8 protein-coding genes are annotated in these 13,525 nt (G+C 69.7%); 2 read left to right on the top strand and 6 right to left on the bottom strand.

The genetic code is table 11. The features are described 5' to 3' along the window. Positions 1 to 12: 12 nt before the first annotated feature. Positions 13 to 2,139 (bottom strand): TonB-dependent receptor, encoded by a 2,127-nt coding sequence (locus LXT13_RS09470; protein ID WP_233371679.1) that lies wholly within the window; start codon positions 2,137 to 2,139, stop codon positions 13 to 15. Between the two features lie 77 nt (positions 2,140 to 2,216). Next, the gene (locus tag LXT13_RS09465) at positions 2,217 to 2,540 is read right to left on the bottom strand and encodes a hypothetical protein (protein ID WP_233371678.1); all 324 of its coding nucleotides are present in this window, start codon (positions 2,538 to 2,540) and stop codon (positions 2,217 to 2,219) included. A gap of 299 nt (positions 2,541 to 2,839) precedes the next feature. Between LXT13_RS09465 and LXT13_RS09460 the strand changes: the two genes are divergently transcribed. Both LXT13_RS09460 and LXT13_RS09455 read left to right on the top strand, forming a co-directional pair. Beyond that, entirely contained in the window at positions 2,840 to 4,639 is a 1,800-nt protein-coding gene (locus LXT13_RS09460) for a DUF885 domain-containing protein (protein ID WP_233371677.1), read from the top strand. An 84-nt stretch (positions 4,640 to 4,723) separates the two neighbouring features. Beyond that, the gene (locus LXT13_RS09455) at positions 4,724 to 7,000 is read left to right on the top strand and encodes a DEAD/DEAH box helicase (RefSeq protein WP_233371676.1); all 2,277 of its coding nucleotides are present in this window, start codon (positions 4,724 to 4,726) and stop codon (positions 6,998 to 7,000) included. Between the two features lie 58 nt (positions 7,001 to 7,058). On the opposite strand, the gene LXT13_RS09450 is transcribed toward LXT13_RS09455, so the two are convergent. The 4 genes from LXT13_RS09450 to LXT13_RS09430 all read right to left on the bottom strand — a co-directional run bounded on the left by LXT13_RS09450 (position 7,059) and on the right by LXT13_RS09430 (position 13,521). Further along, entirely contained in the window at positions 7,059 to 7,535 is a 477-nt protein-coding gene (locus tag LXT13_RS09450) for a hypothetical protein (protein ID WP_233371675.1), read from the bottom strand. Positions 7,536 to 7,566: 31 nt separating this feature from the next. Then, the gene (gene tssC / locus LXT13_RS09445) at positions 7,567 to 9,531 is read right to left on the bottom strand and encodes a type VI secretion system contractile sheath large subunit (RefSeq protein ID WP_419964663.1); all 1,965 of its coding nucleotides are present in this window, start codon (positions 9,529 to 9,531) and stop codon (positions 7,567 to 7,569) included. 1,835 nt (positions 9,532 to 11,366) lie between these two features. Next, positions 11,367 to 12,263, bottom strand: a complete 897-nt coding sequence (locus LXT13_RS09435) for an AAA family ATPase (RefSeq protein ID WP_233371674.1) — start codon at positions 12,261 to 12,263, stop codon at positions 11,367 to 11,369. Between the two features lie 7 nt (positions 12,264 to 12,270). After that, a complete protein-coding gene (locus LXT13_RS09430) occupies positions 12,271 to 13,521 on the bottom strand; it encodes a toll/interleukin-1 receptor domain-containing protein (protein WP_233371673.1) in 1,251 nt (416 codons plus the stop codon). Positions 13,522 to 13,525 lie beyond the last annotated feature (4 nt).

Below are 13,525 nucleotides of genomic sequence, written 5' to 3'. Positions count from 1 at the left end.
GTTTCATGGGCGTCAGAAGTCCTTGCTGAGGCTCAGCTGCACGCCGCGGCGCTCGCCGAACTGCGGCGCGCCGACACCGATGCCGGAGCCGTCGCGCAGCTGGTACTGGCGGTCGAACAGGTTGACCACCGCCAGCCGCGCCTGCACGGGGCCGGCGTCGCCGACATGGAAGGTCTTGCTGACGTCGGCGTTCACCGTCGTGTACGCGGGCAGGTGGCCGGTGTTGGCGAAGTCGTTGCGCAGGCCGCTGCCGAACAGCGCGCTGGCGCCTACCGCGTAGCCCTCGTCCAGCTGCAGGTTGAAGCCGGCCGACGCGCTGAGCTTCTGCTCGTGGTCCAGGTGCACCCAGTGGCTGGCGATGTAGTCCAGCTCGTCCTGCTCGAAGTTGAACTGTCCCGTCTCGACCTGGCGTGCGCGGGCGTGCGTCAGGCCCACGTTGGCGTAGGCAGACCAGCGCTTGTCCTTATAGTTGGCCGCCAGGTCCAGGCCGTAGATGCGGCCCTGCGCATAGTTGAAGGCCGAGTAGATCAGCGCGTTGCCGAACTGGCCTTCGTCCTGCAAGTGGCGCACGTCGCGGTAGTAGCCATCGGCGCTCAACGTCAGCCGCGGGCTGACCTGGAAGGCCAGGCCCGCGTCATAGTAGTTGGAGCGTTCGGATTTCACCGACGTGTTGGCGTCTGACGGCAGCGCGTTGGTGGTGCCCTGGAAGGCGGCCACCGAGGTGCCGTCGATCTTCTCCGTCGGCGGCGGCGTGAAGTAGCGCGCGTAGCCGGCATGCACGCGCAGCGAGGGCGTCACGTCCCACACGGCGCCCAGGCGCGGGCTCCACTGGCTTTCGGTGCTGACGGTGTTCACATGGTCGTAGCGCAGACCGTAGTTCACTGTCAGGCCCTTCATGGGCTTCCATTCGTCCTGTAGGTAGGCGCCCCAGAGCCCGCCGCGAAGTCCCGAGTTGTCGACGATCTGCAGCGGCGTCGTGCTGGTCGGGCTGCCGTTGTCGTCCGCAGGGAAGACCTGTGCGCTGTTCAGCGTGACCGCCCGCTCGCGCTGCCCGAAGACACCGGTGCGCAGCGTGTGCTGGCTGTCCAGCCGCCAGCTCATGTCGGCCTGCACGCCGTTGGCCTCGTTGCGGCGCAGGATGTCCGCCGCGACGCCAAGGTACTGCAGGTCGCCCACTGTGTCGGGCGTGTAGTGCACGTCGGTGTAGCGGTGGAACAGCGACACTTGGTAATCCACCTGCGAGCCGAGCGCGCTCTGGTAGCTCAGCACAGCGAAGCGGTTGCGTTCGCGCTGGCGGGCGTCGAGCTGGGCGGAATCCTTGGGATCGGCGCCAGCCAGGTTGAACTGTGGCGACTGCCCCGGCACGTCGGGGATCTCGAAGCGGTTGTTCGTGACGCCGAACAGCGCCGTCACGCGGGTGTCCGGGTCGATCAGGTAGGACAGCGTGCCCAGTGCCTTGCCCTGGTGCGTCTGGTCGTGCAGCGCATTGCGGCTGCCAGAGGGGTTCTCGATGCCCAGCGCATTGCCCTCGTAGGATCCGCTGAAGCTGTAGCTCAGTGCGCCCTGGCTGCCATGCAGCGTCAGGTCGGTCTCGCGCTGCTGGTGCGAGCCCAGCGTCACGCCGACGCTGCCGGCCAGCGGGCGGCCGTCGTCGATGCCGTCGCGGGTCTGGATGTCGACGACGCCGGCCGTGCGGTAACCGTACTGCGGCGGCAGCGCACCGGTCAGCAGGCTGACGTTGTTGGCGTAGCGCGTCTCCAGCACCTGGCCGAAGCCGCTGATGGCCTCGGGGATGACGACGCCGTTGAGGCGGTACTGCAGGTTGCCGTGGTCGCCGCGTACGTGGATGGCGCCGTAGGAGTCCTGCACGACGCCGGGGGCCTGCAGCAGCAGCTGGTTCAGCGGCGTGTCGTCACCCAGCGGCAGGCGGGCGATGTCCTCGCGGCTGAACTTGTACTGGGTGCTGCCGGTGTCGGGCGAGAGGCCGTTGCGTGCGGCGTCGAGGCGGTTGCGGGCGCTCTGCACCTGCACGGTGGGCAGCGTGTCGGTGACGGAGGCGTCCGGGTCGGCGTGGGCGGCGATCAGCGGGTAGGCGAGGGTGAGGGCGAGGGGCAGGGTGCGGGATTGGAACTTGCGCATGATGTGACGACTTCCGGGAAGGGATGCAGCCGGCCGCCCGCGGCAGAGCGCCGCGGGAGCACGGGACTGGACAGGCTTCAGAGAAGGAACGTCGGCGGCCCGCGGCCGCGCGCCACGGGCGGCCGCGCGGGCTGGCCGGCATGCAGCGCCGAGAGGGCCGGTTCGTGGCGTGCCGTGACGAGCGGCAGCGGCGCCGTCTGCGTGCCCAGGCTCACCGCGAGGTGGGCATAGGCCAGGCAGTGCGGGCACACCTCGTCGGCATCGTCCGTGGCGCCCAGCACCTCGGTGGCCGAGGCTTGCTGCGCGGGGGCGCTCAGGTGCGCGAGCACATGCCACACCGCGCCCTGCTGCGAGAAAAGCAGGGCCAGCGGCAGCAGCAGGTGCAGGGCGAGCTTGCGCATGGCCGCCATTATTCGAACGCGCCGCGGCGTGAAGCTTGCAGCTGGGAGCCAGCTTCGTGAAGCCAAGGTTAAGTTGCGCGTGCGCGGCTGCGAGCATGTCGTGATGCCCGCACCGACCGCGCACCAGTCCTGCGCATGCCGACCTGCCCCTCTGTTGTGTCACGCCCGGTATGGCCGAGAAGCCGGGCGACATCCTCTCGACAGAGGACGCAAAGCCTGCGTCTTGGGTTCATCCGGGTCTCGTCCGCCGCGGTCGGCCCACAGAATCCGGCCGCCTGCACTTGTTTCGCGTGATGGTTATGAAGCTGATCCGTGATGGCCTGGCCGTGCTGACCCTGGCGCTCGGCCTGCTGCAGCCCGCGCTGGCCGCCACGCCCGCCGAACGCCTGGCCGACCTGGCGACCCGGGCCTGGGATGCCCAGGCGCGCTTCGATCCGCTGCTGGCCATGTTCAACGGCGACTACCGCTTCAACGACCAGCTCGCGCTGTCGCTGGCGCCGGCCGAGCGCGCGCGCCGCTTCGACGCCTACCGCGGCTTTTTGAAGGAGTTGCACGGCATCCCGGTCGCGGATCTCTCGCCGTCGGACCGCCTCACGCGCGAACTGCTGGAGCGCCTGTTGAGCGACCAGCTGGCGCTGTCCCGCTTCCCCGACCATCTGCTGCCGCTGGAGCACATGTCGTCGGTGCCGCTGCTGCTGGCGATGTTCGCGGGCGGGCAGATGGAGTCACAGCCCCTGAGAACCCGGCCCGAGTTCGAGGCCTACCTCAAGCGCCTGAGGGTGCTGCCGGCCTGGTGTGACCAGGCGGTACTGAATCTGCGTGAAGGCCTGGCGCGCGGCATCGTGCAATCACCCTCCGTCATGGAGGCCAGCCTGCAGCAGCTCACGCGGTTGGCCGATCCCGACCTGACCCGCAACCCCTTCGGCGCCACGCTGCGCCTGCTCGAGCCAGGCGTCACGTCCGGCCTGGCTGCGCAGGACGCCATCGACCTCGCCCGCGCCTTTGAACAGACCCTGCGTGAGCAGGTGGTCCCGGGCCTGCAGAGGTTGCAGGCCTTCGCGCAGGCGGACTACATGCCTGCCGCCGCTCGCCGGACCAGCCCCGGCCTGGGCAGCCTGCCCGGAGGCCAGGACTGGTACCGCCAGGTCGTGCGCGACCAGACCAACACCACGCTCACGCCCCAGGCTATCCATGAGCTCGGCCTGCGCGAGGTGGGGCGCATCCAGCAGGAGATTGCGCGTCTGGCACCCCGCCTCGGTTTCGAGGGGGACCCGCTGCGCGACGGCGGATTGCTCGCCTGGCTGCAGGCCGACGCGCGCTGGCGCCCCTTCAAGACCGAGGAAGACGTGCTGCAGGGCTACCGGGCCATCAATGCCCGCGTCGAGCCGCAGCTGCCCCGACTGTTCGGCCGCCAGCCACGCACACCGCTGGAGATCCGCGCCGAACCAGAGCTGACCCGCGCCACCGCCTCACCCCATTACACGCTGGGCAAGGCCGACGGCAGCCTGCCGGGCGTGTTCTGGGCCGCCATCCCGGACCCGCTGGCGGCCAGCACACCCGACATGACCGCGCTGCTGCTGCACGAGGGCCAGCCCGGCCACCATTTCCAGCTCGCACTGCAGCAGGAGATGACGCTGCCGTCCTTCCGTCGGCATACCGGCAGCAATGCCTACGTGGAAGGCTGGGCGCTTTACGCCGAGACTCTGGGCCATGAGCTCGGCCTGTACGACGATCCGGCCGCCTATGCCGGCCAGCTCAACGGCGAGATCGTGCGTGCGGCACGCCTGGTGGTGGACACCGGCCTGCATGCCATGGGCTGGCCGCGCGAGCGGGCGATCGCCTACTGGATGGAGATCACCGGCGCAAACCGTGCGCTGGCCGTGAACCAGATCGACCGCTATCTGGCCTGGCCCGGTCAGGCTCTGGGCTACAAGATGGGGGCCCTACGCATCCAGGCGCTGCGCCAGCACGCCGAGAAGACCCTGGGCAAGAAGTTCCGCCTCGCCGAGTTCCATGACCAGGTGCTGGGTGAAGGCGCCATGCCGGTGGACGTGCTGGACCGCCGCATCCGGCGCTGGGTGGCCGCGCAGCAACGCTGAGCTGGCTGTCGCCACCGGTGGCCGGAGGCCCAGGGCCGCCCACAGGTCGCCTGAACCGCAGCCCCGAGCTGCGAGACTGTCGCGATGGCGCCTTCCCCCCAGCTCGTCCTGCGCACGTTGACCCGTGGTGACGGTCTGCTGGGCCTGCGGCCGCGCGGCCCCCTGGGGCCGCGGGGCGAGCAGGTCACCGTGGCGATGCTGGACGGCGGCGGTCTGGCGGCCGAGCAGACGTTGCTGCAGCACGGCCTGGTGCACCTGGACCCGGCCCTGTTGCAGTGGCGTGGCAGCCCGCAGCCCCTGGCCGCATCTCTCTGGACCACGCCCCAGGAGGAGTTCTTCGGCGACTTCCATGCCGACAAGGTACCCGAGCTGCTGGCACTGGGCTGGCGGGTCACGACTGAGCCGGGCTTCGCGCATCACAGCCAGTTCGTCAGCGGCTGGCAGCTCGGGCTCGAAGAAGAGACGGCCGAGCTCGCCCTGCGACCGCGCCGCCGTGTCGAAGGCCTGGGCCTGGAGCGGCGCACCGGCGCCTGGCTCGTCAGCCTGGGCATGGAGGTGGACGGTCAGCGGCTGGACCTGGCGCCTCTGATGGGCAATCTGCTGCGCCGCGACAAGCGCTGGCTGGATGCCTGGGCCATCGCCGCCATCGAGGACGACGCCATCGTCTCGCTGCGCGCGCCCGGCGGACGGCGCTATCACGCGCAGGCGGCGCCTTTGAAGGTCATCATGCTGGCGCTGCTGGACTTGCTGAAGCCGGCCGAGCTGGAGAAGGGCAAGCCGATCAAGCTCAATGAGTGGGACGCCGATCGGCTGCGCTACATCGAGGACGAGTCGCGCGAACGCTGGCAGATCCACGGTGATGCGGGGCTCAAGGCCCTGGGGCAGCGTCTGCTGGCGGCCGGCGCCCCCCCGGCCCTCGCGCAACCCCCTGGCCTGGGCCTGCAGCTGCGGCCCTACCAGCTGCACGGCCTGGCCTGGCTGCAGTACCTGCGTGAACAACAGCTGGCCGGCATCCTGGCCGACGACATGGGCCTGGGCAAGACGGCGCAGGCGCTGGCCCATGTCTGGGCCGAGAAGCAGGCCGGCCGGTTGGATCGCCCGGCGCTCATCATCGTGCCGACCTCGCTGCTGTTCAACTGGCAGAAGGAGGCTGCGCGCATCGCGCCGGGGCTGACGGTGCTGACCTGGCACGGTGCCGACCGTGTGGGTGTCGACCTGGCCGGTGCCGATATCGTGCTCAGCACCTACAACCTCGTCTGGCGCGACCTGCGCACGCTGTCGGCCCAGCCCTGGCACCTGCTGATCCTCGACGAGGCCCAGTCCGTGAAGAACGCGCGGGCGCGGGCCGCGCGAGCGCTGCGCCGGCTCGATGCGCGTCACCACCTCGCGCTGACCGGCACGCCGCTGGAGAACCACCTCGGCGAGCTGTGGTCGATGTTCGACCTGTTGATGCCCGGGTTCCTGGGCGACTCGCGCACGTTTGCGCGGCACTGGCGCAAGCCCATCGAGGTCAACCGCGACGGCTCGCGGGCGCGGTTGCTCGCAGCGCGCGTGCGGCCTTTCATCCTTCGCCGTCTGAAGACCGAAGTCGCCACCGAGCTGCCGCCGCTGACCGAGCTGGTCAAGCGCGTCACACTGGTGGGCCAGCAGAAGCAGCTCTACGAGAGCGTGCGCGTCGCGGCAGATCACATGGTGCGCCGCATCCTCCAGCGCGATGGCTTTTCGCCCACCAGTCTCATCAGCGTGCTGGACGCGATGCTGAAGCTGCGCCAGGTCTGCTGCGATCCGCGCCTCGTCAAGGGCGTGGCCATGGCGCCGCACACTGAGCGCGCCAAGCTGGAGTGGCTGCGCGAGCACCTGCCGGACTTCGTCGCCCAGGGCCGGCGGTTGCTGGTGTTCTCACAGTTTACGGAGATGCTGGACCTGATCGCCGCCGAGGTGCCCGTGCCGCATCTGCGGCTGACCGGCGCGACGCCCGCGGGCCAGCGGGGCGACATCGTGCAGCGCTTCCAGGCCAGAGAGGTGCCCGTGCTGCTGGCCAGTCTGAAAGCCGGCGGTGTGGGGTTGAATCTGACGGCGGCCGACACCGTCATCCACGTTGACCCGTGGTGGAACCCGGCCGTGCAGGCGCAGGCCAGCGCCCGCGCTCACCGCATCGGGCAGGACCAGCCGGTGTTTGTCTACCAGCTCGTCGCGCAGGGCAGCATCGAGGAGCGCATGCTGGAGCTGCAGGCCCGCAAGCGCGCACTGGCCGACGGCCTGCTGGGGCAGGACGATGGCGGAGCGCTCGCCAAGTTCGGTGAGGCCGATTTGAAGCTGCTGCTGGCGCCGCTGGCAGCGGACGAACCGCCCGGCGGCTGAGCGCTCAGGAGGCTGTCGGTCCGCTGCATGCCTGCGCGCAGGTCGCCGCAGCAAGCCTTCAGGACGACTGCAGTGTCGTCAGATCTTCCACGCCGGCCATCTGAGACAACAGCCCGGCGTAATGCCGCAGATCGACCTGCAGCGCGGTCAGTTCGCTGCGGAAGTCGGCGCGCATGTCCGGCTTGTCGAGCAGGCCGGCCAGCTGCAGCTTGTGCCACTTGGCAGTGAACGGGCGAACCTTCTGGTTCAGAACGACGATGGCGATCTTTGCGAAACCGGTCGCATGCCGGCGGCCCGGCGCTCGCAGGATGGCGCGCGTGAGTCCGAAGAGGTCGTGGACGGACTCCAGCGCGGCCGCCTCGTCGCCCGCATCCTGCGGCAGCAGCTGCGTCGTCGCGCGTGTCAGCAGCTCCACGTAGAGCTCCCAGGCCGCATCGGCGTCCTGGTCGTTCGGCGCGAACTCCGCGTCCAGGAAGCCCGCATGGATCTTCAGCCCTTTCAGGCTCCAGGCATCCAGCCACTCGCGCAGTTTCATGGCGTCTCTCCTTGGGTTGTCTTGTCGTGGCTCATGCGGCCCCTGGACCAGGCAGCCAGCTCTCCATGCACAGCGCAGTCGTCAAGCCCTCCAGCTGGTAATGAGGGCGAAGGTAGATTCGGGCCTTGTAGTAGCCCGGGTTGTCTTCCTGCTCCTCCAGCTCGATCCGCGCCTCGGCCAGGGGCCGTTGCGCCCTCACCGTTTCCGACGAAGCCGACGGGTCGGGGTCGACATAGGTTGCCAGCCATCGGTTCACGAAGAACTCCATCTCCTGCCGTTCCTTGAAAGAGCCGATCTTGTCGCGCACCAGGCACTTCACGTAATGCAAGAAGCGGCAGCATGCGAAGAGATAGGGCAGCCGCGCGGCGAGCGCCGCATTGACCGTGGCGTCCTCTTTGTCGTACACGCGGGCCGTCTGCAGCGACTGAGCACCGATGAAGGCGGCGAAATCCGAGTTCTTGCGATGGACCAGCGGCATGAAGCCCACCCGTGCCAATTCGGCTTCGCGGCGGTCCGTGATGGCGACTTCCGTCGGGCACTTCATGTCCACGCCGCCATCATCGGCCGGAAAGGTGTGTACCAGCAGGTTCGCCACGGCACCGCCGCTTTCCACGCCACGGATGCGGGCGCACCAACCATAGTCCTTGAACGCTCGCGTGATGTTGGCGGCCATCGCGTAGGCGCTATTGGCCCAGACGTAGCCGTCGCCTTCCGGCCCGCCGGTGTCCTCCTCGAAATTGAATTCCTCGACCGGGTTCGAGCGCGAACCATAAGGCAGGCGGGCAAGAAAGCGCGGCATCGCCAATCCGACGCAGCGGGCTTCGTCCGACTCGCGCAGTGAGCGCCAGGCGGCGTACTCGGGCGTTTCGAAAGCCTTGGTCATGTCACGGCGCACGGCCAGCTCCCGCCAGCTTTGCATCTGCGCAATGCCGGGCGACGCGCCGGCGATGAAGGGCGCATGCGCCGCGGCGGCAATGCGCGCCAGCTCGCCCAGCAGCTCCACGTCGCGCGGCGAGTGGTCGAAGTGATAGTCGCCCACGAGGCAGCCGAACGGCTCGCCGCCGAACTGGCCGAACTCTTCCTCGTAGACCTTCTTGAACAGCGGGCTCTGGTCCCAGTCCGCGCCGCGGTAGCGCCGCAGCGAGCGGGCCAGCTCGGCCTTGCTGATGTTCATCACCCGGATCTTGAGGTCTGTGCCGGTCTCGGTGTTGGCGACGAGGTGAAAAAGCCCGCGCCAGGCGCCTTCCAGGGCCAGGAAATCGGGGTGGTGAAGGATGGGGTTGAGTTGATCGGTAAGCTTCAGGTCGATCGCCGCGATGGTCTGCTCGACACTGGCAATGACGTCGCTGGTGGTCCAGTCAGCTGTGCGCTGGGCCTCCAGCGCAAGCAGCCGCAATGCCTGCGTCAGCGTGTCTCTTGCGCCGTCCGTCTTCGGGCTGAAGGCCTTGTGCAGCAGGGACTCCAGGTCGCTGCCGTGGAACGCGACGCTGGATAGTGGGGCGTTTTCGTCGGCCGTCAGCAGCTGCCGGATGCGTGGTTCATTCAGCACCTGGGTCAGCAGCATCTCGGCGCCCGCTTTTCCATCGGTGTACGTCAACAGGTTCGACAGGCACTCGCGCGATTCGAGTAAGCGCGCCAACGGGGCCACCTGCCGCGCGACCTCGCCGGGAAGGAAGTCCTGGGTACCGCGGAAGTGGAGCTCCAAGGCGAGCATGCCTTCGTTCTCCAGCCTGTTCTCTACCTGCAAGGCCAGGCGGGGTGCAAACGCCTGCATGCGCTGGTCGAAGTTTTCCACGTCGATCTCGAGGAACTTCCGATCCTCGACGGGCGGCAACGACTGCTCCGGCCGGCCTGACAGGTCCGCCATCACGCCCACGACGAAAGGCAGTTCCACCTTCTTGAATTTGCCATACAGCTCGATGTCGTAGGCGACGTGCACGCGAGGCGCCCGGTTGCGTGGCACGAACTTCTGGCTCGAAGCCTGCCGGCGCTCCATCAACCGGTAGCGCTCGCCGCCCAGCACCTGCAGCTCGAAGCTGTCGCCCTCCACCGGAACGAGGCTGCGCTGCCGCGGGTTGATGCGGGCGGGTGCGGTGTCGAGGGCGCCTTCGGTGGGGCGGATGTCGATGAGCACGAGCGGCGCATCCGGCACGCGGATCTTCAACGTGGCCTGCGCCGTGACGGGCGCGAACTCGATCATGCCTTCGCGCAGCGTGACGGCCAGCTCCAGCTCGCGGGCGGCGGGTCGCAGCCAGTGCCAAGAGTTGCCGCCCCGACCCTCGACATGGCGCAGCAGCTGCCTTTCGCCGCTTCGCAACGCCGCGCCCATCGTGAACATCTGCGCCTCCTCGGCCTGTCGCAGGGCGCTCGGCAGGCGCGCGGCGGCTTGCGTGGCCCAGCGCCAGGCACTGCCTCGGGCCGGGTTCACGAGGGTGGCGACCATGCTGCGCAGGATGGCGCGCGCTGCATGCTCCTCGCCGCGCAGCCAGCGGTAGGCCGCTTCCTCCTCGGCACGCAGCGCAGGTGCCAGTGCGGTGTGGGCCTGCGAAACCACTTGCCAGGCTAGTTCCAGCAAGGCCGGCTCGGTGCGCAGCCGGCGCAGCAGCAGGTCGCGGCAGTCGTCGTCGAACACGAGGCCCGTGGCCGCGCGGTCGCGCACAGCGGGGCAGAACCACAGCCGGGCCTCGATCCCCACGTTGCCGCCCAGCGCCAGCCGCAGCGCGCGCAACAGCGGCGGCTCGATGCGCACTGCCAGCGCACAGGCGGCAGCCAGGCGCAGCGTGTCGGCGTCGAGCGTGGCCAGCGGATTCAGCGGGGTGGCGGGCTGCAGTGCGGTCTCGTCCGTCGCGTCGCTGGCTATCGCGCCTGGCGGCGAGACGCTTGATGAGGCCAGCGTCCGCGGACTGGAGCGGCGGTCCCACGGGATGAGGCGGGCGTGGCGGCGCAGTTGAGCCGGCAGGTCTGCGGCATCGCGCGGCACGACCACCATCGGCATCGTGCCGGCGCGCCGCTCGCGCGTGAGGAAGCTGAGCCATTCGCCATCGGCCGGCGGTGCGGCGGTGAGCGCCTGGGGTGGCAGCGCCAGGTCGGTGATGAGCACCAGCGCCATGCCCAGCCGCCCCGGCCGGTAGCTCTCCCAGTCCAGCCCTACGCGCACGCCGCGCTGCGGGACGGTGGCGAACGTCTCGATGCGCAGGCGCGACGGGCCGACCGTGCGCCGGAAGCTGCGCACGAGCTGCGCCACGTCAGGCTGAAAGGGCTGCATGGACTCGCCCTCGTCGACCAGCAGCCTCACGCCCTTGCGCGTCGTGGCCACCAGCCGCCGAGGCACGCGCCGCAGCGGGCAGCCCGCCGCCATGGTGCGCACGACGGCGTCCAGGTCCAGCTCGCCGCTGGCCTGCCAGGTCGCGGCCAGGCGCATGACGATGGCGCGTTGCAGTCCGGCGCTGAAGAGCGGCGGGCGCGGCGTGTTGAACGGATCGGACACGCGTAGCGGCATGTCCAGCGGCTCGACCTCGCCCAGCCACGCCGGCGGCGGCGCATGGTCGCCGGTCTCGTGCGCCAGCTCGGCATCACGTGCGGGCGGCAGGCGGTTGTCGGTCGACACAGCCTGCGGCCGGTGTTCCCCCGCGTGGCGGGCGGCGGGTTCGTCCTCGTCGTCTTTGAGGGCCGCAGGGGGCGAAGGAAGGGCACCGCTCGTCGTCTCCACCGACGTCTTGCGCGCCAGGCCAAGCAGCTGCGCCATCGCCGCACCGGCGTCCTGCTGCGGCTGCAGGCGGGCCAGTGCGCGCAGGCAGTCGCCGAGCGGGGAAGGCGGTGGCTGGCGCATCGTCAGCCCAGCACGACGTTGGCCAGTTGCCTGAACTCGGCCGACGCGGGCGTGACGGCGAGGTCCTGACAGGCGCGCAGCAGATCAAGGTACTCGGCCGGGTTGGCATCGCGCCGGTCGCCTTGTTCGGCGGCGGCCAGCGCGAGCTCCGCAGCGGCGTCGGCCAAGGCTGGGGCCATCTGCGGGAAGTGCGCCCGCCCGATGGCCAGCAGGCGCGCCCGGTCGAAGCGCGGCAGTGTCAGTTCGACGCAGCGGCGCAGGAAGGCTGGCGGCAGGTCGCGTTCCTCGTTGGTCGTGATGATGATGACCGGTGTCGGCCGTCGGGCCTCGACACGCTGACGGGTCTCGGTCACGTCGAAGGCCAGGTCGCCCAGCGGGCGCAGCAGGCTGTTGGGCACGTCGGGGTCGGCCTTGTCGATCTCGTCGATCAGCAGCAGGCTGCGCCGCGGCTCACCAGCGCCGGTCTCGGGCGCCGTGCCCTCGGCGACGCCTTGCTGCGCGCGTGCGCTGGCGGCGTCGAAGGCCCACCACAGCGGCCCCGGCACGACATAGCGGCTCCAGTCGGTGGACAGCTGGTTGAGCTGGGCGTCCTGCAGCCGGCGCAGCAGGTCCACGGTCCACAGCAGGTCCTGCGCCTGGGTGCGGCCTGTGACGACGGTCTCCCGGAAGTCACAGCCCAGCAGCGGCGCCAGCGCCCGCGCCAGAGAGGTCTTGCCGGCGCCACTGGTGCCGCGCACGAGCAGCGGGCGGCCCGTAGCCAGCGCCACGTTGACGGCCAGGGTGATCTCGTCGCTGAAGACGTAGGTGCCCAGCGCCGAGCGATCGCCGATGGCGGTGTCGTCCTGTGGTGCAGGCTGGGGCGTGGCGGGAGAGAACAGAGGGGTGTAGCCAGGTGTCATGCGGGCCTCACGGAGGGCTGGTGGGGCGCAACAGGGCGCGAGCGGTCTGGTAGGTGGTCAACGCGTCCAGCTCCTGCCCGGGGGCGAGCGACGGCTCCACCAGGCGCAGCAGGCTGGTCGGGAACTCCTGCGAGGGCAGTTCGTCGCCCGACAGGAACAGGAAAGTGAGGTAGGGGAAGCGCTCCTGCAGCGGCGGGATCAGCTCCTCGAACCCGACATTCAGGCGCAGCATGACGACGGTGGCCCGGCCCAGCTTGTGCAGCTTGGCGAGCACCAGCAACAGCTGCTGGGCGGGCGAGTCGGCGTACTGCAACGCGCTGGCGAATGCGGTCTCGAGCGCCACCTGGATCTCCATCGCCAGGTCCTCGAACGCCTTCTCGCCGAATACCGCGGTGACCTTGACGAGGTGCCACATCGTGCGCGGGGGCCGGCAGCAGGCGCGGCGCACGAACATCTCGGCGCCGAACTGCGTCTGCGCGTTGACGACGACGGCCGGCCGCGGTGCCGGCGCCAGCGCGCACTGCGCCAGCCAGCGCGCGGCGCACAGGTCCACCCAACTGGGGGCGACAAGGTCGAGGATGTGATCGATGTCGTGCGCGCCGCCGAGGCGGGGAGCGAGGTACTCGAGGGCGGCCAGCGTCTCGGCCAACGGCGCCTGCAGCAACGCCAGGGCTGCGACGCGGTTGCGCAGCATGCCGGCGGGGAGCTCGTGCTGCGCAGCGCCGCACAGACGCGTGACTTCGTCGAGGAAGTCGTCGCGGACGCCTTGCAGCTTCACCTCGATCTGCTCGGCCAGCTCCTCCATCGGTGTGCGGGCGATGGGTTGCAGGGGTTGCAGCGCCGCGCGAATCTTGCCGAGGGTGCTGGCCTCGTTCTCGAAAGGGATGCACAGCAGGTCGTGCAGGCCCAGGTCGCGGAAGCGAAGGTGCACGCGCAGGTCATCCAGCTCGACGCCGGGCATCAGCACCGGGATCAGCAGGAACTTCGGGTCCAGCGTGCGGCGCCAGGCCAGGATCGACGACTCCGTCGGCACCCAGGCGCTGTCTTCGCCGAGGGCCTCCGGGGACAGCAGCACGACCGCCGCATGACAGATGCCGAGCCAGGTGTAGACGTCCTGCCGCAGCGCGGCGCCGGACGCCAGCCGCTCGAAGTCGACCAGCGTTTCAAAGCCGTCGTCCGCCAGCCCGTCGCGCAGGCGCCGGATGAACGCGATTTCATCGGCACGGCCGTTGCGATGGCTGATGAACACGCGCCTCATCGGG

This window comes from Pelomonas cellulosilytica, from assembly GCF_021353265.1.
Classification (GTDB): domain Bacteria; phylum Pseudomonadota; class Gammaproteobacteria; order Burkholderiales; family Burkholderiaceae_C; genus Pelomonas; species Pelomonas cellulosilytica.
Note: the sequence above shows the minus strand (reverse complement) of the source record. Positions and strands in the feature narration are given on the sequence as shown.